This is a genomic window from Oscillibacter sp. CU971 (assembly GCF_905219725.1).
Lineage (GTDB): Bacteria > Bacillota > Clostridia > Oscillospirales > Oscillospiraceae > Oscillibacter.
The window spans coordinates 17,951-38,445 of the sequence record NZ_CAJMXG010000004.1; the positions used below are offsets into that span (position 1 = coordinate 17,951).

General features: G+C 64.5%; 24 protein-coding genes and 1 riboswitch. Of the genes, 17 read left to right on the forward strand and 7 right to left on the reverse strand.

From position 1 onward, the window contains the following. Positions 1–45: 45 nt before the first annotated feature. The 3 genes from JX325_RS00720 to JX325_RS00730 all read right to left on the reverse strand — a co-directional run bounded on the left by JX325_RS00720 (position 46) and on the right by JX325_RS00730 (position 2,433). Positions 46–717 (reverse strand): thymidylate kinase, encoded by a 672-nt coding sequence (locus JX325_RS00720; RefSeq protein WP_204789265.1) that lies wholly within the window; start codon positions 715–717, stop codon positions 46–48. Beyond that, positions 714–1,433, reverse strand: a complete 720-nt coding sequence (locus tag JX325_RS00725) for a WecB/TagA/CpsF family glycosyltransferase (protein WP_204789266.1) — start codon at positions 1,431–1,433, stop codon at positions 714–716. The genes JX325_RS00720 and JX325_RS00725 overlap by 4 nt, the downstream gene beginning before the upstream one ends. Before the next feature lie 70 nt (positions 1,434–1,503). Then, the gene (locus tag JX325_RS00730; RefSeq protein ID WP_204789267.1) at positions 1,504–2,433 is read right to left on the reverse strand and encodes a DMT family transporter; all 930 of its coding nucleotides are present in this window, start codon (positions 2,431–2,433) and stop codon (positions 1,504–1,506) included. Between the two features lie 92 nt (positions 2,434–2,525). Here JX325_RS00730 and JX325_RS00735 point away from each other — a divergent pair, with 92 nt between their 5' ends. The 3 genes from JX325_RS00735 (at position 2,526) to JX325_RS00745 (ending at position 4,477) form a co-directional block, all read left to right on the forward strand. Further along, on the forward strand, positions 2,526–3,146 hold the full coding sequence (locus JX325_RS00735; protein WP_204789268.1) for a DNA-3-methyladenine glycosylase: 621 nt from the start codon (positions 2,526–2,528) through the stop codon (positions 3,144–3,146). Positions 3,147–3,149: 3 nt separating this feature from the next. Next, entirely contained in the window at positions 3,150–3,788 is a 639-nt protein-coding gene (locus JX325_RS00740) for an HAD family phosphatase (protein WP_204789269.1), read from the forward strand. A 77-nt stretch (positions 3,789–3,865) separates the two neighbouring features. Then, a complete protein-coding gene (locus tag JX325_RS00745; protein ID WP_204789270.1) occupies positions 3,866–4,477 on the forward strand; it encodes a pentapeptide repeat-containing protein in 612 nt (203 codons plus the stop codon). A gap of 273 nt (positions 4,478–4,750) precedes the next feature. Here the strand turns inward: JX325_RS00745 and JX325_RS00750 are convergent, their stop codons facing one another. After that, complete coding sequence (locus JX325_RS00750) at positions 4,751–6,127, reverse strand: S1C family serine protease (protein WP_204789271.1); 1,377 nt, start codon at positions 6,125–6,127, stop codon at positions 4,751–4,753. Between the two features lie 1,184 nt (positions 6,128–7,311). Here JX325_RS00750 and JX325_RS00755 point away from each other — a divergent pair. The 5 genes from JX325_RS00755 to JX325_RS17740 all read left to right on the forward strand — a co-directional run bounded on the left by JX325_RS00755 (position 7,312) and on the right by JX325_RS17740 (position 9,487). Continuing rightward, complete coding sequence (locus tag JX325_RS00755; RefSeq protein ID WP_204789272.1) at positions 7,312–7,503, forward strand: DUF1540 domain-containing protein; 192 nt, start codon at positions 7,312–7,314, stop codon at positions 7,501–7,503. Positions 7,504–7,566: 63 nt separating this feature from the next. Then, entirely contained in the window at positions 7,567–7,920 is a 354-nt protein-coding gene (locus tag JX325_RS00760; RefSeq protein ID WP_204789273.1) for a TSUP family transporter, read from the forward strand. Further along, the gene (locus JX325_RS00765) at positions 7,917–8,291 is read left to right on the forward strand and encodes a TSUP family transporter (protein ID WP_204789274.1); all 375 of its coding nucleotides are present in this window, start codon (positions 7,917–7,919) and stop codon (positions 8,289–8,291) included. Before JX325_RS00760 ends, JX325_RS00765 begins: the two co-directional genes overlap by 4 nt. A 97-nt stretch (positions 8,292–8,388) precedes the next feature. After that, a complete protein-coding gene (locus JX325_RS00770; RefSeq protein WP_204789275.1) occupies positions 8,389–9,009 on the forward strand; it encodes an HAD-IA family hydrolase in 621 nt (206 codons plus the stop codon). A gap of 58 nt (positions 9,010–9,067) precedes the next feature. After that, positions 9,068–9,487, forward strand: coding sequence for a nuclear transport factor 2 family protein (locus JX325_RS17740; RefSeq protein WP_243413849.1), 420 nt, complete (start codon positions 9,068–9,070; stop codon positions 9,485–9,487). Positions 9,488–9,549: 62 nt separating this feature from the next. Here JX325_RS17740 and mgtE read toward each other — a convergent pair whose 3' ends face one another. Further along, positions 9,550–10,932, reverse strand: coding sequence for a magnesium transporter (gene mgtE / locus JX325_RS00775; protein ID WP_204789276.1), 1,383 nt, complete (start codon positions 10,930–10,932; stop codon positions 9,550–9,552). Between the two features lie 120 nt (positions 10,933–11,052). Further along, positions 11,053–11,215: riboswitch (M-box (ykoK) riboswitch) on the reverse strand. A 188-nt stretch (positions 11,216–11,403) separates the two neighbouring features. On the opposite strand from mgtE, the gene JX325_RS00780 reads away from it, so the two are divergent. After that, positions 11,404–12,717 carry an alpha-amylase family glycosyl hydrolase gene (locus JX325_RS00780; protein WP_204789277.1) on the forward strand — a complete coding sequence of 438 codons (1,314 nt, stop codon included), beginning with the start codon at positions 11,404–11,406 and terminating at the stop codon, positions 12,715–12,717. Positions 12,718–12,768: 51 nt separating this feature from the next. Here JX325_RS00780 and JX325_RS00785 read toward each other — a convergent pair whose 3' ends face one another. Beyond that, positions 12,769–13,464, reverse strand: coding sequence for a Crp/Fnr family transcriptional regulator (locus JX325_RS00785; protein WP_204789278.1), 696 nt, complete (start codon positions 13,462–13,464; stop codon positions 12,769–12,771). A 119-nt stretch (positions 13,465–13,583) separates the two neighbouring features. On the opposite strand from JX325_RS00785, the gene moaA reads away from it, so the two are divergent. The 8 genes from moaA (at position 13,584) to JX325_RS00825 (ending at position 19,646) form a co-directional block, all read left to right on the forward strand. After that, entirely contained in the window at positions 13,584–14,522 is a 939-nt protein-coding gene (gene moaA, locus JX325_RS00790; RefSeq protein ID WP_204789279.1) for a GTP 3',8-cyclase MoaA, read from the forward strand. 5 nt (positions 14,523–14,527) lie between these two features. Continuing rightward, positions 14,528–15,085, forward strand: coding sequence for a cyclic pyranopterin monophosphate synthase MoaC (moaC, locus tag JX325_RS00795; protein ID WP_204789280.1), 558 nt, complete (start codon positions 14,528–14,530; stop codon positions 15,083–15,085). Then, positions 15,010–15,450, forward strand: a complete 441-nt coding sequence (locus JX325_RS00800) for an MOSC domain-containing protein (RefSeq protein ID WP_204789281.1) — start codon at positions 15,010–15,012, stop codon at positions 15,448–15,450. The genes moaC and JX325_RS00800 overlap by 76 nt, the downstream gene beginning before the upstream one ends. Before the next feature lie 12 nt (positions 15,451–15,462). Next, positions 15,463–16,482, forward strand: coding sequence for a molybdopterin-binding protein (locus JX325_RS00805; RefSeq protein WP_204789282.1), 1,020 nt, complete (start codon positions 15,463–15,465; stop codon positions 16,480–16,482). An 88-nt stretch (positions 16,483–16,570) separates the two neighbouring features. Then, on the forward strand, positions 16,571–17,404 hold the full coding sequence (locus JX325_RS00810) for an extracellular solute-binding protein (protein ID WP_204789283.1): 834 nt from the start codon (positions 16,571–16,573) through the stop codon (positions 17,402–17,404). A 19-nt stretch (positions 17,405–17,423) separates the two neighbouring features. Then, entirely contained in the window at positions 17,424–18,092 is a 669-nt protein-coding gene (modB, locus tag JX325_RS00815) for a molybdate ABC transporter permease subunit (protein WP_204789284.1), read from the forward strand. Beyond that, positions 18,083–19,135, forward strand: coding sequence for a sulfate/molybdate ABC transporter ATP-binding protein (locus tag JX325_RS00820; protein ID WP_204789285.1), 1,053 nt, complete (start codon positions 18,083–18,085; stop codon positions 19,133–19,135). Before modB ends, JX325_RS00820 begins: the two co-directional genes overlap by 10 nt. A 13-nt stretch (positions 19,136–19,148) precedes the next feature. Then, positions 19,149–19,646 carry a molybdenum cofactor biosynthesis protein B gene (locus tag JX325_RS00825; RefSeq protein WP_204789286.1) on the forward strand — a complete coding sequence of 166 codons (498 nt, stop codon included), beginning with the start codon at positions 19,149–19,151 and terminating at the stop codon, positions 19,644–19,646. 44 nt (positions 19,647–19,690) lie between these two features. On the opposite strand, the gene JX325_RS00830 is transcribed toward JX325_RS00825, so the two are convergent. Continuing rightward, on the reverse strand, positions 19,691–20,495 hold an 805-nt coding region (locus JX325_RS00830; protein ID WP_204789287.1), incomplete at its 5' end, for an XdhC family protein.

Genomic DNA, 20,495 nt, shown 5'->3' on the forward strand with positions numbered 1-20,495 from the left:
TCTCCGGCCAAGGCGGGACGCGAAGCGTCCCGCTTTCGCCGTCCTTCAGCGGGACAGGCGGTCCAGGACGATGGCCAGNACCTCTTGGTGGATGTCCTCCGGCGGCCGGGGGGCGCCTTCCCTGGCGCAGCTCACCACGGCCCAGCCCTGGGCCTGGGCAATCTCCCCGGCGCACTCCCGGCAGCGGCGGAGGTAGTCCCCGTCCCGCTCGTGAATATCCGCCTGGGTGTTCGTCTTCTCCTCCCGGCGGCGCATGAGCCGGTTCGCCGCCTCGGTGGGCATGTCCAGGTACAGCACCAGATCCGGCTCGGGAAGCCCCAGGCGGCGGTATTCCAAATCAAAGAGCCAGTCCAAAAAGTCCCGCCGCTCCTCTGGGAGGAGCTTGGAGGCCTGGTGGACGGCGTTGGACGTGGTGTAGCGGTTGGCCACCACCACGCCGCCGGACTCGTAGAACGCGCCCCAGTCCTCTTGATAGGAGGCGAAGCGGNCTATGGCGAACATGGCGGAGGCGGCGCAGGCGTTCACGTCTCCGGGCGCTCCTCCGAGCGCTCCGTGAAGGTAGAGATTCGCGGGCTCGGCAAAGGGGTTTCCATACCGGGGAAAATCAATCTCCCGGCAGGAGACGCCCCGGGCCTCCAGGCTTCGGAGNAGCAGCCCCNCCTGGGTGGCCTTGCCGGANCCGTCGGTGCCCTCCAGGACAATCAGCATTCCTCTCATTTCCGCCGCTTCTCCTTCTCCACATGGACCAGGAACAGCGGCAGCTTCATCATCCGCCCCGCCCGGCGGGGGTTTTTGCACAGGCGGTAAAACCACTCCAGGCCGTGGTCGGACCAGAATTTCGGGGCCCGCTCCACCACCCCGGCGAAGACGTCCAGGCTTCCCCCCAGGCCGCAGAGGAGGCGGGCTCCCGTGGCCTCGCCGTGCTTCGCCATCCAGAGCNCNTGCTTCGGGGCNCCCAGGCAGACGAAGGCGCANTCCGCNCCGCTCCGCCGGATGGCCTCCGCCACGGGGCCGNCCTCTTTAAAATAGCCGTCGNGGGTCCCGGCGATTTTCAAGCCCGGGTATTTCGCCGCCAGCCGTTCCCCGGCGGCCTCGGCCACGCCGGGCTTGGCCCCCAGGAGATAGAGGGACAAGCCCTCCGCCGCCATGCGCTCCATGAGCCCGGCGGCAAACTCGATGCCGGGAACCTTTTCCTTCAAAGGCGTGCCCAGCATTCCGGCCCCCTTCACCACGCCGATGCCGTCGGGCAGCACCAGATCCGCGGCGTTCACCGCCTGCCGGGCGGCCAGGTTCTCCCGGCAGATCTCCACAATCTCCGGGTTGGGGGTTACCACGTAGTGGGTCCCGGGACTGTGAAGCAGCTCCATCCCCCGGTCTACCGCCTCGCCCATGGTCACATTGTCAAAGCCCACGCCCAGCACATTGATCCGCATGCGCTCACCTCATTTGCACAAACTGCCATACCGGCATATTATTACCATTTTATATGCATTATAGCATAGGTTAAACCTCTTGTCCATCGCCAAANCCCTCCGTCTTCCGGCCCAGGGGGTACGGAAGCTGGGCCAGCACCACCGCCGCCAGCATCAGCGCGCAGCCCAGGTACTCCCGGCCCGTCATGCGGCTGCCCAGGATGATGGCCCCGGCCACGGCGGCGAAGAGGGACTCCATGCTCATCAGAAGGGACACCACCGCCGGGTTGGAATCCTTCTGGGCCAGGATCTGGAGGGTGTAGGCCACGCCGCTGGAGAACACGCCCACGTAGAGCACCGGCCCCAGGTACTTGGGCAGCAGCTCCAGGGGCGGCGGCGCCTCCGCCAGCGCCCCTGCGGCGGAGAGGGCGGTCATGATCAAAAACTGGGCGCAGGACAGCGCCACGCCGTCCACCTTGTTGGTAAAATAGTCCACCACCAGAATCTGAGCGGTGAAGCAGCAGGCGCAGACCAGCACNTACAGGTCCCCGCCGGTAATNGTCAGCTNCTCGGTGACGCAGAGGCAGTACAGCCCCCCCACCGCCAGGACCACTCCCAGCCACAGGGCGCGGGGAACCTTCTTCCCCAGGGCCAGCCCCGCCAGGGGCACCAGGACGATATAAAGCGCCGTGATGAACCCCGCCTTGCCGGGGGTGGTAGTCTCCAGGCCCTTTTGCTGGAAGAAGCTGGCCACCGACAGCGCCGCGCCGCAGCANAGGCCCCCNAGAATCAGATCCCGGCGGGACCCGGCGGGATCGGGAGTCTCTCCCCTCCCCCGCCGCCAGAGGGCCCGGAGGCCGCAAAGGCCAAGGAGGAAGAAGAAGGCGATGACCGCCCGGGCGGTGTTGAAGGTAAAGGGCCCCATGTATTCCGCGCCCACGCTCTGAGCCACGAAGGCGGTGCCCCAGATCATGGCGGTAACCAGGGGCAGGACATTTTGACGAACTCGGTTGACTTTCATTTCTCTTGCTCCATGTTCTCTTCTGTGATATACTAAATGTACTGTGCGGCCCGGGGCCGCGCAAATTTGTATTGTAGCACCGAGGTGAGAAAATGGCAAGGCTTTCCCGTGAATTCTACGCCCAGGACACCCTGGAGGCCGCCCGGGCCCTGCTGGGAAAAATCCTGGTCCGCCGCTTGGACGGCGAAATCCTGGCGGGCCGCGTCGTGGAGACGGAAGCCTATGTGGGCCGCTGCGACAAGGCCTGCCACGCCTACGGATACCGCCGGACGGCCCGGACGGAAACCCTGTTCTCNCAGCCGGGGACGGCCTATATCTACCTCATCTNCGGCATGTACCACTGCCTGAACTTCGTCACGGNACCGGAGGGAGAGCCCGCCGCCGTGCTGCTTCGGGCCATAGAGCCCGTGGCGGGCATTGAGGCCATGGCCCGCCTCCGCTATGGGGACAAGCCCCTGACGGCTTACCGGAGGAAGAATTTCCTCAACGGCCCCGGCAAGGTCTGCCGGGCCCTGGCCCTGACCCGGGAAGAGAACGGGCTGGATTTGACGGGGGACACGCTGTTTCTCTGCGACTGCCCGGAGGACGCCGGGCTGGCCCCTCTTCCGGCCCCGCGGGGGGAGCGAATGGTTTCCGGCCCCCGGATCGGGGTGGACTACGCGGAGGAGGCCCGGGATTTTCCCTGGCGCTTCCGGCTGGTAAAGGAGGAGTGAGCCATGTTTTTCTTTGATATGNACGGGGTGCTGACGGACTCCAACGGCATCTGGAAGAAGGTGGACCGGGAATTTTTGGGCCGCCGGGGGATGAAGTACACCCACGCCTATTACGAGGGCGTGGCCCATGTGCCCNNGCCCCAGGCGGCGGTGTTCACCAAGGCGTTCTGCAAGCTGCCGGAGTCCTGCGAGGAGATCGTCGCCGAGTGGATGGAGCTGGCGGCAGACTCCTATGCCCGNGTGCCGGTGAAGCCCGGCGTCCGGGCCTATTTGAAGCAGTGCAAGGCCGAGGGGCGGCGNATGGCGGTGGTGACCTCCAGCGTGCCGGAGCACTGCCACATGGCCCTGGAATCCCTGGGGCTGGCGAAGTACTTCGAGCGGGTGACCTTCGCCCAGGAGCTGGGGCTGGAAAAGCGGAAGCCGGATGTCTGGCTGGCCGCCGCCAGGGCCGCGGACGTCCGGCCGGAGGACTGCACCGTCTTTGACGACAGCCTGGCCGCCTGTAAGGGAGCCAGGGCGGCAAGAATGCGGGTGATCGGGGTCTATGACGGCCTCTTCGCCCAGGATGAAAAGGAAATGCGTGGCTACTGCGACGTGTATATCAAGAGCTTCGAGGAGTTACTTTTCTTGAAAGAAAAGTAACCAAAAGAACTTTATCGCGCTCTGATTGTCTGGTGACAGGCCAGGCCTGAGCGGCGGCAACAGAATCTGGTGGTATTATGAACGATTTAACTGCCGCCCTCCTCTCCGCCCGGGAAGAGGGGGAACAGCTGGCCTGNGGAACTTTTGTCCGGGAAACGGCGGAGCGGCTGGACCTCTCGGACCTCACCTTCCGGCAGACCCGTTTTGCCCGCTGCCAGTTTACGGACTGCAATTTCAGCGGCGCGGCCTTCTACGGCTGCGAATTCGAGGACTGCGCCTTTACCGGGTGCCGCTTTCCCGTAAGCTTTTGGAAGGACGCCGCCCTCTCCGGCTGCAAGGCCGAGGGCGGAGACTTCCGCAAGGCCCGCTTCAAGGACTGCGCGCTGGCCCGCCTCCGCCTCCGCTGGGCCAACCTCACGGGGGCCCTCTGGGAGCGCTGCGCCTTGACGGACTGCGATTTAAAGGAGAGCGGCTGTCAGGAGCTCCGGGTGGTAAAAACCACGCTCCAAACCGTGGATTTCACCCAGGCGGACCTGTTCCGGGCCGTCCTCAAGGGGACGGACCTCTCCGGCTGCACCTTGGACGGCGTGACCCTCTCCGCCTCCTGCCAGGAGCTCCGGGGCGCAAGGATCCACGCCTCCCAGGCGGCGGTCGTGGCCCGGATTTTGGGCATTGAGATTGCGGATTGAGCGCAGGCCGTTGGTAACATAGCGGCCCAGCCTCTCTTACCTCAGCCGGGAAGGCTGTACAAACGTCGCGGGANGGCCTGAACATCCGGCCCTCCCGCACTTTGGCTTTATATGGCGTTTCACCATTCCGGCGGGCAAGCCCGCCCCTGCATCTATCTGCACCATCCCCGCCCGCCGCATGCCGGCTTTTTTGCCTTGCCGCAGCTTTTGCCGCGAAGCCGTCTCCGGGCGTGGGAGGAGGTATCCTGCGGGACCCGGCGGGTCCCTATTTCATCAGCCGTAGAAATAGCGGAACAGGTCCTCGAAGGGGTTGCCGTAATATCCGCCGTTTCCGCTGTTGTCGTTCCGGTTTCCGGGATACTGCTGGGTTTCCTGCTGCTGGGCCGCCTGGTCCTCCTTGGGGGCCGCGCCCCAGGTGATTNNCACGGTGACCGTGACGTNGGGGCGGTAGACNTCCAGGGTGGCGCTGTCCCCGGCGGAGTATTTCTTCTTCGCCAGGTTCAAGTCCTCCACGGACTTGATGTCCGTGCCGTCNACTTTCGTGATCACGTCGCCCATTTTCAGTCCCGCCTTNTCGGCGGCGCTGTCCGGCTCCACATAGTTGATGAACACGCCGGAGGTGACGTCATAATGGAACTGGGCCGCCCAGCTCTCCGTCATGGTCTGGGGGGTGATGCCCAGATACGCCCGGTTGGACACATAGCCGTTGGCCATGATGTCCTTNACCATGGAAAACACGTCGTTCATGGGAATCGCGAAGCCCAGGCCCTCCACCGTGGTGCCGTTGGAGGACTGCGAGTATTTGGCGGAAACAATGCCCACCACCTCGCCGTACTGGTTGAACAGGGGCCCACCGGAGTTTNCGGGGTTGATGGAGGTGTCGGTCTGAATCATGTTAAAGGGCGTCCCGTCCACGTTGATGGCCCGGTCCACGCAGGAGACCATGCCGCCGCTCATGGAGAAGGTCAGCTCGCCCAAGGGGTTGCCGATGGCCAGCACGTGGTCGCCCACGTTCAGCGTGGCGCTGTCTCCCAGGGTGACGGGCTGGAGGTTCTCCGCCTCCACCTTGATGACGGCGATGTCGTAGTCCTCTTCCCCTCCGATATACTGGGCGGGGAATTCGTCCCCGTTGTACATGGTGACGGTTACGGTTTCCGCACCCTTTACCACGTGGTAGTTGGTGAGGATGTAGCCGTCCTTGCTCAGCACGAAGCCGGACCCGGCGGAGGCCGTCTCCACCGGCTGGCGGTAGAAATTGTATCCGGCGGTGGCGGAGGTGCGGATGGACACCACACTGTTGACATTGGCCGCGTAGACCTCCGCGTCGCTCATGGCGGTTTTCCCGTCTACATTCCGCAGGGCCACTTGGGTCACGGGGCGGCTGGAAACATTGATCTCGCTCTCGTTCCCTCCGGGCTGGGACATGGCCCACACGGCCCCGCCCCCCGCCGCGCCGCCAAGCAGGGCGCAGCTCAAAGCCAGGGCGGCGATCTTCAGGCCCAGGCGGTTTTTCTTCACAGGCTTCACCTCAAATTCGGGCCCCTGGGGGCCGGGCTGTCCGCCGGGGCGGACGNTTTCCCGCTGGTGGGAGAGTTCGCTGCCGTCCTTGCGGTAGGTGTAGTTGTACAGGTTGTTTTCATCGTTATACATAATCAGCTTCCTCCTTCATTATGTATCCCGTTCTTCCGTTCTTTAGAAGCTAAGATAACAGGGAACTGTGTCGAACGTGTGAACTGGGATTGTCTGGATTTTAAATTTTGGAACGCCGCCCTCTCGGAACGGCCGTTCCTCGACTTGATGGGCTTAGTATAGACGGAAGAACTTAAAACTTGCTGAAAGAAGTTTGAAGGATTTTTGAACATGGAACCTCTTGCCAGACGGGGGCCGCTGTGCTATGATAAAGATAGAATCTTTGTTTTCAGGAGGTCTTCCGTGATGAAGCTCAAAAAAATATGGTTCTTCGTCCTGGCCCTGGCGCTGCTGACGCTGCCCGCCTCCGCCCACGGCCACCACGGCGGCGGCTGCCACGGCAATCGGCCGGTCCGCCCCTCCCAGCCCGTGAGCTCCACCGTCACCGTCTGCAAGGTGGAAGGCTGCACCATCGCCGGGCGGCATGTCCACAACAGGGTCACCTACTGCGGCTATCCCCACGAGAGCGGCGTCTGCGACAACAACTGCCGGGCCCTCTGCCCTCTGGAGGGCTGCCCCGAGATCGGGCGGCACAGCCACAGCGGCGTCACTTACTGCGGCTATGCCCATGAAAACGGCTTTTGCGACGGGGCCTGCAAGGCGCTGTGCCCCGTCTACAACTGCCCCATTGACGGGCGGCATGTCCACGACGGCATCACCTACTGCGGCTACCCGCATCACAACAACTTCTGCGACGGAGCCTGCCGGCCCCTGTGCACCGCCGAAGGCTGCGCCATCGAGGGGAGGCACGACCACAACGGCGTCCGCTGCTGCGGATACTACCATCTGAACGGCTTTTGCGACGGGACCTGCCGGGCCCTGTGCCCTGTGGAGGGCTGCACNCTTGAGGGGCGGTNNAGCCACAGCGGCGTCTCCTACTGCGGAGACCACCACACCCACGGCTTTTGTGAGGGCGTCTGCCACTGATATTACCCCGCGCGTTTACGGGACCGCCTTGCGGCGGTCCCGTTTTTTGCCAAAATTTTCACTCCGGCAAACGCGCATACTCTCTTCTTCCCGGCGCACACTATGAGGGCGCTGACGAGGCTCAACCATCTCTCCTTTCACCGTGAAAACGCGCTGGGGGGACAGGCGGGANAGCCCCTCAGCGTCTTAAAAAATCTTCACGCGGGAGGACCAAACTCATGACTAAGGACTGCACCAACGGCGGATGCGCCNNCACGCCCAACCAGAGCATTAAATGCACAGTAAACAACTGCGCCCACCACTGCCAGGACTCCGGCTACTGCGGCCTGAACACCATCCAGGTGGGCACCCATGAGACCAATCCCACCATGGTGGAATGCACCGACTGCCAGAGCTTCAAGCTGAAATAAGCGAACGGTTTCCCTCCCTTCCCGGGCCCTCCGGGAAGGGATACATAGAAAGGAGGCGGCGGCATGAAAGCAGCCTGGACGGCCCGGCTGGCAGGAGCGGCGGCGGGATTGGCCAACGGTTTATTCGGCGGCGGCGGGGGCATGGTCTTCCTGCCCATCCAGTCCCGGTGGGGGAATCTGAGCCAGCGGAAGCTTTACGCCACCTGCGTGGGGGTTATTTTTCCGGTGTGCCTGGTGTCGGCGGCAGTGTATCTCTGGAAGGGCGGCGTGTCCCTGACGGAGTCCCTGCCCTATCTGGCCGGGGGCCTGATCGGCGGGTTCTTCGGCGGGAAGCTCTACGGGAAGATTTCCACCAAGTTTTTAAAGTGGCTGTTCGCCGCCTTCCTCTTCTACGCGGGGGTGAAATATCTGCTGTGACGGACTGGATCATACCCTTTCTCTGCGGCCTGGGGGCCAGCGTTGTTTCCGCCTGGGGCGTGGGGGGCGGAACGCTGCTGCTGCTGGTGATGACCCTCTTCCTGGGGGTGGACCAGCGGACGGCCCAGGGAATCAACCTGCTGTTCTTCCTCCCCACCGCCGCCAGCGCCCTGGTCTGCCACGCCAGGGGCGGCTATCTGGACAAGCCCACGCTGAAAGCCGCCGTGCCCGTAGCCGTCGCGGCGGCGCTCGTCGGGGCCTGGGTGTCCAACGCGGTGGACGTGGAGGTCCTGCGAAAGCCCTTCGGGGTATATCTGCTGCTCTCAGGCGTCAGCCTGGTGTGGCCGAAAAAGAAAGACGGGAACCCTTAAAGCCCGCCCTCCGGGGCGGGGCTTTTTCGTTCCTCTGGACAGCCGCCGGAGGACCTGCTATAATGGGAAAACCATCGAACGTTTGGAGGGAACGCGCGTGAGCNGCAAAACCTTTATCTGGGACCTGGACGGGACCCTGCTGGACTCCTACGGCGTCATNGTCTCCAGCCTCCGCCGGACGCTGGAGGAGCTGAACGTCCCCATGGAGGAGGACGAGATCCGNCNCNGGGCCACGGCGGGGTCTGTCAGCGACGTGGTGAATTACGCGGCGNCGGCCACCGGGCGGGCCTTTTCCGACATCAAGGCCCGCTACTCTGAAATCAGCGGCGGGCGGTATCTGGAAATTACAACAACGCCCCACGCCTGGGAGGCACTGGAGGAAACCGCCGCCCTGGGGGCGGTCCACTTCGTCTACACCCACCGGGGCCGCACCACCGCCCCGGTGCTGGAACACCTGGGACTGGACCGCTTTTTTAAGGAAGTAGTCTCCAGCCTGAACGGCTTTCCCCGGAAGCCCGCCCCCGACGCCCTGCTCTATCTGCTGGAAAAGCACCGCCTGGAGCGGGACCGGGTCTATTACGTGGGGGACCGGACCTTGGACGTGGACTGCGCCAAAAGCGCCGGGGTCCNCAGCGTCCTCTATTCCCCCTCCGGGGCCGGGACGGCGGACTATGTGATCCGGGATCTGCTGGACATTCGGAAGCTGGCGGCGGAGTGAACACGCGGGCCTCTCGGGGAGGGCCGCGCCGAAATTGACTTGTAAAGGAGGAACCGCCATGGAACAGCGGGAGCGCGCCGTCCGCCTCTGGTTTGACATGTGGCTGNAAAAGGCGGACCTTGGCATTCTCAGCCTCTTTTCAGAGGATGCCGTCTACATTGAGAGCTGGGGGCCGGAGTACCACGGCGCTCAGAAAATCAAGCTCTGGTTCGACGAATGGAACACCCGGGGGACCGTCCTTCAGTGGGATATCCTCCAGTTTTTCCACCGGGAGGACCAGACCGTGGTGCAATGGTACTTCCGGAACCAAATGAACGGCGGCCGGGTGGAGGCCTTCGACGGGCTGTCCCTGATCCGCTGGGACCCGGCGGGCCGCATCTGCTTCTTACAGGAATTCGGCTGCAACGAGTCCCGATACGACACCTATCAGGACGGCCCCGTCCCGAAATTCCGGGAGGGCTCCGCCGCCTGGTTTTAACCAAACGCCGCCCGGGCCCATTGCCCGGACGGCGTTTCTTGCTTTTGCCCGCGGGTCCGCCCTCACAGCCCCAGAATCGCCGAGGCAAACCGGAAGTAAATCAGAAGGGACAGCGCGTCCACGATGGTGGTGATAAAGGGGGAGGCCATCACCGCCGGGTCAAAGCCGATGCGCTTGGCAAGCAAAGGCAAGGAGCACCCCACCAGCTTGGCGCACAGCACCGTCCCCACCAGGGTGGCGCAGACCACCAGGGCCACCTGGGGCGTCACCGTGGGGTTTTGCAGCAGCNAGCGGTCCACCAGCATCATTTTCACGAAGTTGGCCGCCGCCAGGCAGAGGCCGCAGCAGACGGAGACCCAGAACTCCTTCCACAGCACCTGGAACAAATCGCTGAACCGGACCTCTCCCAGNGACAGCGCCCGGATGACGGCGGTGGAGGCCTGGGTGCCGCTGTTGCCGCCGGTGCCGGAGAGCATGGGGATGAAGGAGGTCAAAATGGCGCAGGCCATAAGGGACTTTNCAAAGTGGGTCAGGATGATGCCCGTAAAGGTGGCGGAGAGCATCAGCAGCATCAGCCAGGGAGTCCGGGCCTTCCAGGTCTCGAAGATTCCGGTTTTCAAATAGGGCTTGTCGCCGGGGAGCATGGCGGCCATCTTCTCGATGNCCTCCGTGACCTCCTCCTGCAAGACGTCGATGGCGTCGTCCACCGTGACGATACCCACCAGCCGCTCCTCCTTGTCCACCACCGNNAGGGCCAAAAAGTCGTACTTCCCCAGGGCCCGGGCCACGGCCTCCTGGTCGTCCAGGGTCTGGACGGCGATGAGGTTCCGCTCCATGATGTCGCCGATGACGTCGTCCTCCTCCGCCAGGAGCAGCGTGCGGATGGTCAGAAGGCCGATCAGATGCCGCCGGTCGTCGATGACGTAGCAGATGTTGATGGTCTCCTNGTCCGGTCCCGTCCGGCGGATGCGCTTCAAGGCGTCCTCCACCGTCATGTTGGCCTTCAAATCCACAAACTCCGTGGTCATGATGCTTCCGGCGGAGTCCTCGGGGTATTTCAGGACCTCGTTGATGCTCTTGCGCATTTCCGGGTCACAGTGGCGCAGGATGCGCTTCACCACCCCGGCGGGCATCTCCTCCACGATATCCGCCGCGTCGTCCAGGTAGAGCTCGTCCAGGACCTCCTTCAGCTCCGTGTTGGAGAAGCTGTGAATCAAAAGCTCCTGGTCATCGCTGTCCAGCTCCACGAAAACCTCCGCCGCCAGCTCCTTGGGCAGCAGGCGGAACACCACCGGCACCTTCTCGTCCAAATCCTGGCAGAGGGAGGCGATATCCGCCGCCTCCATGGGCAGCAGCAGGTCCCGGAGCTCCGCGTAGCGTTTTCGTCCGAACAACTCCTCGATTTTTTCCAGCAGCTCCGTTCGCTCGTTTTGCAGTTCAAACATGCCGGGACCTCCTCTCCTCACAGCTAGGCCGATTTTCAAACAAGGCCTAATAAAAACGCGAAAATCTCCAATCGTCCCGGTCCGGCACGACTGGAGAATCTTCCTCTCTGACAGGCGGACGCACCGCCCCTACCGTTTGAGCTTTAGCCTCACAAGGCGGTGAAATCGCGTTAGATGATACCTTCCCGTTCGATATCGCCTGTTCAAACCAACTGGTGATGTCTCCATCACTTCGCGGCAGCGACCCATATCCTTGTGGCAGCCTTACCTACCGGACCTTATGAAGTTTTTCCATGTAAATCTATATTATGCCTATTTCCCGCCCCTGTCAAGGGCGGGGCCCAAAAGCCTCGGCGGATTTTCCTCGACCTTTTCGGAAATTTGTGGTATACTACCGATTTGTACGATATCTCTGTGTTCATCACCGTAAAATACAGCGATCCACCTCCGCCAAGAAAGGACGGTTCAACTATGTGGGCTGACAAAAGCGTATTCTATCAAATCTATCCCCTGGGCTTCTGCGGCGCGCCCAAGGAAAACGACGGCGTAACCGTAAGCCGCATCGGCAAAATCGGGGACTGGGCCCCCCATATCCAAAAGCTGGGGGCCGGCGCCCTCTACCTCTCCCCCATCTTCGACAGCGACCGCCATGGCTACGACACCCGGGACTACCGGAAGGTGGACTGCCGCCTGGGAACCAACGAGGACTTTGCCCAGGTGGTGGAGGTCCTCCACGCCCACGGTATCCGGGTGGTGCTGGACGGCGTGTTCAACCATGTGGGCCGGGGCTTCTGGGCCTTCCGGGACGTGCAGGAAAANAAATGGGACTCCCCCTACAAGGACTGGTTCCATATCAACTTCGACGGCAATTCCAACTACAACGACGGCTTCTGGTACGAGGGCTGGGAGGGCCATTTCCAGCTGGTGAAGCTGAACCTCCGCAACCCCGCCGTGGTGGACTACCTGCTGGAGTGCGTGAAGTTCTGGGTGGAGGAATTCGGCATCGACGGCCTCCGGCTGGATGTGGCCTACTGCCTGGAAATCGACTTCCTCCGCCGCCTCAGGAGCTTTTGCGACGGTCTCAAGCCGGAGTTCTTCCTGGTGGGCGAAACCCTCCACGGGGACNACAACCGCTGGGTGGGGGACGGCCTCCTCCACTCCTGCACCAACTACGAGTGCTACAAGGGCCTCTATTCCAGCCTGAACTCCATGAACCTCTTCGAGATCGTCCACAGCCTCAAGCGCCAGTTCGGCCCGGAGCCGTGGACCCTCTACAAGGGCAAGCACCTTCTCTGCTTCGCCGACAACCACGACGTGACCCGGGCCGCCAGCATCCTGACAAATCCCGCCCACGTCCCCCTGATTTACGGCCTGGCCTTTGGCATGCCCGGCATCCCCTGCCTGTACTACGGCAGCGAGTGGGGTGCCCTGGGGGAGAAGTCCCAGGGGGACGACGCCCTGCGCCCCGCCTTTGACGCGCCGGAGTGGAACGCCCTGACGGACCAGATCGCCGCCATGGCCCGGGCCCACCGGGAGAGCGAGGCCCTGTGCTATGGGGACTTCAAGGACATNGTCCTCACCAACCACCAAACCATCTTCCAGCGCCGGACAGACGCGGAGCGGGTGCTGGTAGCTATCAACGCCTCGGACGCGNCCTACACCGCCCACTTTGACGCGGGCTGCGGCCAGGCGGTGGATCTCATCACCGGGAAGCTCCACGACTTCGGCGGCGGCAGCGAGCTGCCCCCCTACAGCGTGGCTTTCTGGAAGTGCGAGAAAGCGTAAATACTTTATAAAAGTAAAACCGCCGCCGGACCTTAACCCGGCGGCGGTTTTTTATTCCGTCCCGCTCCAAGCGCTCCTCCTCTCCCCGGCGGAGAGGAGGGTAAACTCGTTCTTGCGAAACCGGATCAGCCCCTCCGCCTCCATGCGGCTCAGCTCGTGGGACAAGGCGCTCCGGTTCACGCAGAGGAAGGCCGCCAGCTCCTCCCGTGAGAAGGGAATGCGGAAGGTGCTGNTCCCCCGCCGCTCCGCCTGCATGGTGAGATAGACCAGCACCCGGTCCCGGAGGCCCCGCTGGGCCAGAATGGCCAGACGGTAGTGCTTGCGGAGATTGCCGTCGGAGAGGAGGGTCAGCAGGTTCCGCCAGAGGATCGTCCGCGCCTCCCCGGGCAGCGCCCCCGCTTCCAGCACCAGCGCCCCGGAAAACCGAAGGACCTCAAGCCGGTCCGCCGCCACGGCGTAGTAGGGCGAGCGGCGGCTGCGGGTGCAGATCAGGTCCGTCCCCAGGGTATGGCCGGGCCCCAGTGCGTCCATCAGGCTGCTGGTCCCGTCGGAGAAAATCTGGGAGATCTGGACCTTTCCCCGAAGGACTACGCCGAACCAGTCCACCCGGTCCCCCGGCGCGATGAGAACCCTCTGCCTCTCAAATTCCCGGCGCTTCCCCCGGGGCAGGATTTCCCGCTCCAGTGTCTCCCGGGGCAGGTCCTGAAACAGGCGGCACCGGCTTAAAGCCGTCAAGCGCGTATCCATGGCATCCCCTCCCTTTCTGGAAATTATAGCAGAGAAATGTTGTCATAACAACTTCTTTTTCCTCAGGCCTCCTTTATAATAGACCCAACTCACGCCGCCAGGGAAGAAAGGAGGCCGCCATGCGGGACCGCTACGCCAGGAACATCACCTACCTCCGCCTCTCCGTCACGGACCTCTGCTCTCTCCGCTGCCGGTACTGCATGCCCGCCGGAGGCGTCCCCAAGCGGGACCGCGGGGACGTCTGCTCTTTGGAGGAACTGGTGGAAATTACCCAGGCCGCCGTGGACTGCGGCGTCCGCAAGGTCCGCCTCACCGGCGGGGAGCCTCTGGTCCGCCGGGGGATTCTGGATATCTGCCGGGGGATTTCCGCCATTTNGGAGGTGGAGGAGCTGTGCCTNACCACCAACGGCGCGGCCCTCTCCCAACTGGCAAAGCCTCTCCGGGAGGCGGGGGTGGACCGGCTGAACGTCAGCCTGGACACCCTCCGGCCGGACCGATACGCCTACATGACTCGGGCGGGCCGTTTGGAGGAGGCCTTCCGGGGCCTGGAGGCCGCGGCGGAGGCGGGCTTTACCGGGACAAAGCTGAACGTGGTGCTGATGAAGGGCTTCAACGAGGACGAGATTCCCGATTTTGTCAGCCTGGCCCGGCGGTATCCCATAGAGGTCCGCTTTATTGAATTGATGCCCATTGGGGAGGGCGGAACCGCCCAATTCCTCCCCGCCCAGGCGGTGCTGGACGCCTGCCCGGACCTCCGCCCGGCGGAGGGCTCCGGCGTAGCCCGGCGCTACCGCCCCCCGGACGGGCCGGGGCTGGTGGGGCTGATTGAGCCCATGAGCCACCGCTTCTGCAAAAGCTGCGACCGCATCCGGGTGACGGCGGACGGNAAGCTGAAGCCCTGCCTCCANTCGAACCAGGAGATCCCCCTCCGGGGACTCCACGGCGAGGCCCTGCGCCGGGCCATCCGGGAGGGCGCGGCCGCCAAGCCGGAGCGGCACCACATGAACGAAACCGGCCGCAGCGAGGCGGGCCGGAACATGCACCAGATTGGAGGCTGAACCAGATGGAAAACCTGGAATTGACCCACATCAACGAACAGGGCCGGGCCCGCATGGTGGACNTGNCCCAAAAAGNCGTCACCTTCCGCCAGGCCGAGGCGGAGGGCCGGGTCCGCGTGAATTNGGAGCCACNGGCCCTCATCCGCACCGGCGGGACTCCCAAGGGGGACGTTCTGGCGGTGGCCCAGGTGGCGGGCATCCTGGCCGCCAAGCGCACCCATGAGCTCATCCCCAAGTGCCACCCCCTGCGGCTGACGGCGGTGGACNTCGCCTTTACCCTGGAGGAGGAGGCCGTCCATATCCGCTCCAAGGTGAAGTGCAAGGGGGAGACCGGCGTGGAGATGGAGGCCCTGACGGCGGTTTCCGCCGCGGCGCTGACCATTTACGATATGTGCAAGGCCGTCCAGCGGGATATGGAAATCACCGAGATCCGCCTCTGCNGGAAGAGCGGGGGCAAGACCGGCAGCTATGTAAAGGAGTGGTNAACGTGGCAGAAGTGGTATCCGTCAACATCAGCGAGAAAAAGGGAACCGTCAAGCGGGAGNTTCCGGAAATCCAACTGAAGCTCCGCCACGGCATCCTGGGAGACGCCCACGCCGGGGACTGGCACCGGCAGATTTCCTTGCTGGCGGAGGAGAGCGTGGACAAAATGCGCTCCCTGCTGCCGGAGCTTCAGCCGGGGGCTTTCGCGGAAAATATCAACACCNGGGGGCTGGACTTGAAGTCCCNTCCCATCGGGACCCGGCTCCGGCTGGGGGAGACGGTGNTGGAGGTCACNCAGATCGGCAAGGAGTGCCACAATGACTGTGCGATCAAAAAAGCCACCGGGAAGTGCGTCATGCCCACGGAGGGCGTCTTCGCCGTGGTGGTGGAGGAAGGGATCGTCCGCAAGGGCGACTCGATTGAGATTATAAAAGATTCTATATAAGGAGCGAGCGCCATGAAGCTGATCGCCACACAAGAAGCCGTGGGCCACGTCCTCTGCCACGATATGACCCAGATCATTCCGGGGAAGTACAAGGACGCCNGCTTCCGCAANNGCCACGTGGTCCAAGAGGAGGACATCTCCGTCCTCCTCTCCATGGGCAAGGAGCACCTCTATGNCTGGGNNATGGCCCCCGGCATGGTCCACGAAAACGACGCGGCGGAGCGCCTCTGCGCCCTCTGCCGGAACGAGGGCATGGACCGGAGTCCCGTCAAGGAGGGGAAAATCGAGCTCACCGCCGCGGCAGACGGCCTGTTTCTTGTGGACAGCGCCCGGCTGAACGCCGTCAACGCCCTGGAGGACATCCTGATCGCCACCCGCCACGGCGGCACGGCGGTCCGCAAGGGGGACAAGCTGGCGGGAACGCGGGTGATCCCCCTGGTCATTGAGGAGGAGAAGCTCCGCCGGGCGNAGGACGCCGCCGGGGACCGGCCCCTGCTGGAGCTGCGTCCCTGGAAGCTGAAAACCGCCGCCGTCGTCACCACAGGCAGCGAGGTGGCCAAGGGCCTGATTCAAGACGCCTTTACCCCGGTGGTGGAGCGGAAGCTGGCGGCGTTCGGCATCGAAACCATCGAGCGCCGGACGCCGGGGGACGGCGTCGAGGCGGTGAAAGACGCCATTTTGGAGGTCAAGGCCGCCCGCCCGGACCNGATTCTCNGCACCGGCGGNATNAGCGTNGACCCCGACGACAACACCCCCGGGGCCGTGAAGCGCAGCGGGGCGGATATTGTGGCCTACGGCGCGCCCGTCCTGCCGGGGGCCATGTTCCTGCTGGGGTATTTTGAGGACGGAACCCCCATCCTGGGCCTTCCCGGCTGCGTCATGTACGCCAAGCGGACCATCTTCGACTTGGTCCTGCCCAAGATCGCCGCCGGGGTCCCCATTGCCCGGAAGGACCTCACCTCCCTGGGCGAAGGCGGGCTGTGCCTGGGCTGCGAGGTCTGCACCTACCCCAACTGCGGGTTTGGGAAGTAGCCCCAGGGGGCGCCGCCCCTGGACCCCGCCGTCTTTGAAAAGGCGGNCGAAACTTTATATTCCGCGTGATAGGAAGGGGAGAANAACGATGAAACGAGGATGGATCCTGATTTTGACCCTGGCTCTGTCCCTGACCGCCTGCGGCGGTTCCAAGAACAGCGGCGCGGAGCNGACCGTCTTTGCCGCCGCCTCCTTGCAGGAGACCCTGACGGAGATCGGCGAGAATTACCAAAGGGAACACCCCGGCGTCACTCTGGTATTCAACTTCGATTCCTCCGGCACACTGAAAACACAGATTGAAGAGGGTGCGGACTGCGATATTTTCATCTCCGCCGGGCAGAAGCAGATGAACCAGCTGGACGCCGCCGCCGCTCCCGCCGTCAATGCNGATGCCCCGGACGAAAACGCGGAAGACAGCCTGGATTTTATTGCCTCCAATACCCGCTTCAATCTTCTGGAGAACAAGGTCGCCCTGGTGGTTCCGGAGGGAAATCCGGCGGGCATTCAAAACTTTGGCGGTTTGAAAACCGCCCTGGAAGCCGGGGACGTCCTCCTGGCCATGGGGAACGAGGACGTGCCCGTGGGACAGTACACCCAGAAGATTTTCGCCTATTTCGGGCTGGATGAGGCGGCCCTGAACGCCGCCGGGGTTTTGACCTACGGCTCCAACGTCAAGGAGGTCACCACCCAGGTATCCGAGGGGACGGTGGACTGCGGGATCATCTACGGGACCGACGCGTTTTCCGCCGGGCTCACGGTGGTGGACACCGCCACGGCGGAGATGTGCGGGCAGGTCATCTACCCCGCCGCCGCGCTGAAAAACAGCAAATCCCCCGAAGAGGCCCAGGCCTTCCTGGACTACCTCCGCACCCCCGCCGCCGGGGCCGTGCTGGAGGCCGTGGGCTTCACGCCTCTGGGATAACAAAAGCGGGAGGGCCCCTATGGACTGGTTTCCCCTTTACAACTCCATCCGCATCGCCGCTGTTTCCACGGTGCTGGTGTTCTTCCTGGGCGTCTTTGCCGCCCAGGCCATCGCCCGCGCCCCCCGGCTGGTAAAGGGCGTGCTGGNCGTGGTCCTCACCCTGCCTCTGGTGCTGCCCCCCACGGTGGTGGGCTGGCTGCTGCTGCTGGCCCTGGGGCCCCGGCGGCCCCTGGGGAGCTGGTTTCTGGAAGCCTTCGGCCTCCGGCTGGCCATGACCTGGCAGTCCGGCGTCTTTGCCGCCGTGGCGGTGAGCTTCCCCCTGATGTACCGCACCGCCCGGGGGGCCTTCGAGTCCTTCGACCAGACCCTGGCCCAGGCGGGCCGGACCCTGGGACTCAGCAATTTCTATATCTTCTGGCGGGTCCAGATGCCCGTCTGCCGCCAGGGCATCCTGGCGGGGACGGTGCTGGCCTTCGCCCGGGCCCTGGGGGAGGACGGGGCCACGTCCATGCTGGCGGGCTACACCCCCGGCCGCACCGCCACCGTCTCCACCACCGTCTACCAGCTCTGGCGCACCGGGCAGGACGCCCTGGCCTTTCGCTGGGTGCTGGTGAACCTGGGGATCTCCGCCGCCGTGCTGCTGGCGGTAAACCTGCTGGAGCGAAAGGAGGGGCGCTCATGGCCCTGACCGCCCGGATACNAAAGCGTTACGGGGACTNCCTCCTGGACGTGGACTTCACGGCGGAGGACGGAGCGGCCCTGGCCCTGCTGGGGGCCTCCGGCTGCGGGAAGAGCGCGACCCTCAAATGCGTCGCCGGTATCGACCGGCCGGACCGGGGGCGGATTGCGCTGGACGGACGGGTCCTCTTTGACAGCGCGGCGGGAGTGAACCTCCCGCCCCAGCAGCGCCGGGNGGGCTTCCTCTTTCANAGCTACGCCCTGTTTCCCCACATGACGGTGGAGCGGAACGTGGCCGTCTGCCTGGGCCGCATGGACAAGCGGCGGCGCCGTGAGCGGACGGCGGAGCTGCTGGCCCTTTTGCATCTGGAGGATCAGGCGGGCCTCTATCCCCGGCAGCTCTCCGGGGGGCAGCAGCAGCGGGCGGCCCTGGCCCGCATTCTGGCGGCGGAGCCTGGGGTTTTGCTGCTGGACGAGCCCTTTTCCGCCCTGGACGGTTTTTTGAAATGGCAGCTGGAGCAGGAGCTCCGGGAGGTTCTGGAGCGCTTCCCAGGCCCTGCCGTCTGGGTCAGCCACGACCGGGGGGAGGTTTACCGGAACTGCTCCCGGGTCTGCGTGCTGGAGGACGGCAAGTCCGCTCCGGCGGCGTCCATGGCGGAGCTGATGGCAAACCCCGGCACCGTCGCCGCCGCGCGGCTCTCCGGGTGCAAAAACTTCGCCCCTGTCCGCCCCGGCCCCGCCCCGGGGCTGGTGGAGGTTCCGGCCTGGGGGCTGGTCCTTCGCGCCCCCTGGCGGGAGGGAGCCGCGGCCTTAGGCCTCCGGGCAGACCGCATCCGCCCGGAGGAGGCGGGGGCGGTCAACGCCTTCCCCTGTCAAGTCGTCCGGGTAACGGAGGACGTGTCTTCCGTGTTCGCCGCCCTCCGCCCGGAGGCGGCTTCCCCCGGGGCCCCGCCCCTCTGGATGGAGCTGGCAAAAGACGCCTGGGCCGCCCTGCCGGACCGGGAGCGCCTTTGGGCGGCGGTCCGCCCGGAGGACCTGATGTTATTGAAATAGGAGGAGATTTCATTTGTATACCGCCGCCGTCCTCACCGTCAGCGACCGGAGCTTCCGGGGCCAGCGCCCCGACGAAGCGGGCCCGCTGGTATGCTCCCTGCTGGAGGAGGCAGGGTATTCCATTCTGGAAACCGGCGTCGTCCCCGATGAGCAGCCGGACATTGAAGCCGCCCTCGTCCGCCTGGCGGACCAAACCGGAGCCGCCCTGGTGGTGACCACCGGGGGCACCGGCTTCTCCCCCCGGGACGTGACCCCGGAGGCCACCCTGGCCGTCTGCGAGCGTCTGACCCCCGGCATCCCGGAGGCCATGCGGGCCGCGTCCCTGGCCATCACCCCCCGGGCGATGCTCTCCCGGGCGGCGGCGGGCATCCGGGGCGGGACCCTCATTATCAACCTCCCCGGCAGCCCCAAGGCGGCCCGGGAAAACCTGGAAGCGGTACTGCCCGCCTTGGAGCACGGCTTGAAGATGCTTCTGGGCGGGCCCGCCGATTGTACCTCCGCCTTTTCGTGAAAAGAATCCTCCCGCCCAAGGGGCGGGAGGATTCTTTCTATACTTTATAAATGTGATGGGCAGCTATGCCCCGCCTTCCCGGCGGCCTCCCGCCGGAGGGCCCGCTCATAGATCAGCTCCCCGGTGATGCTGACGGCGATTTCCTCCGGCGTCACCGCCTTGATGGCGGTACCGATGGGGGTGTGGACCCGCCGGGTGGCCTCCTCCGAAATGCCCGCCTCCCGGAGCCTTCCGTTGACATAGGCGGTCTTCGTCCGGGAGCCCATGACCCCCACGTAGCGAAGGGGCCGCCGGAGGAGTTGCTCCTCCACCTCGAAGTCATGGCTGTGGCCGCTGGTCATGACCACGGCGTAGTCCTCCGCCGTCAGCTCCAATCCTCCGGCGATATCGGTATACGCGCGGCACACCACCGCCTCCGCCTCCGGGAAGCGCTCTTTACAGGCAAACTCCGGCCTGTCGTCGAACACTGCCACCCGGAAGCCCACGCTCCGCAGAACCGGAACCAGTGCCAAGGCACAGTGCCCGCCGCCAAAGATCACCACCCGTTCCCCCACCGGCAGAGGAAAGGTTAACCGTTCCCCGTCCCAGACGGGACCTGCGGGGCNCGCCTCCAGCAGGGCCGGGTCCGCCCCGGCCTCCAGGGCCAGCCAGCCGCTCTGGTGGGCTTCCAGCCGCTTTAAAACCTCTTGGGCCACGCTCCGCCAGCTCCCGCTGTCACGGGGGATGCGCTGGAAGAGCACGCTCTGCTCTCCGCCGCAGACGGAATCCAATTCCCCGCCGTGGCGGAGCTCCAGGCGGCGGACGNCGGACCGCCCCTCACGCAGCAGCTCCGCAGCGAAAGCCAGGGCC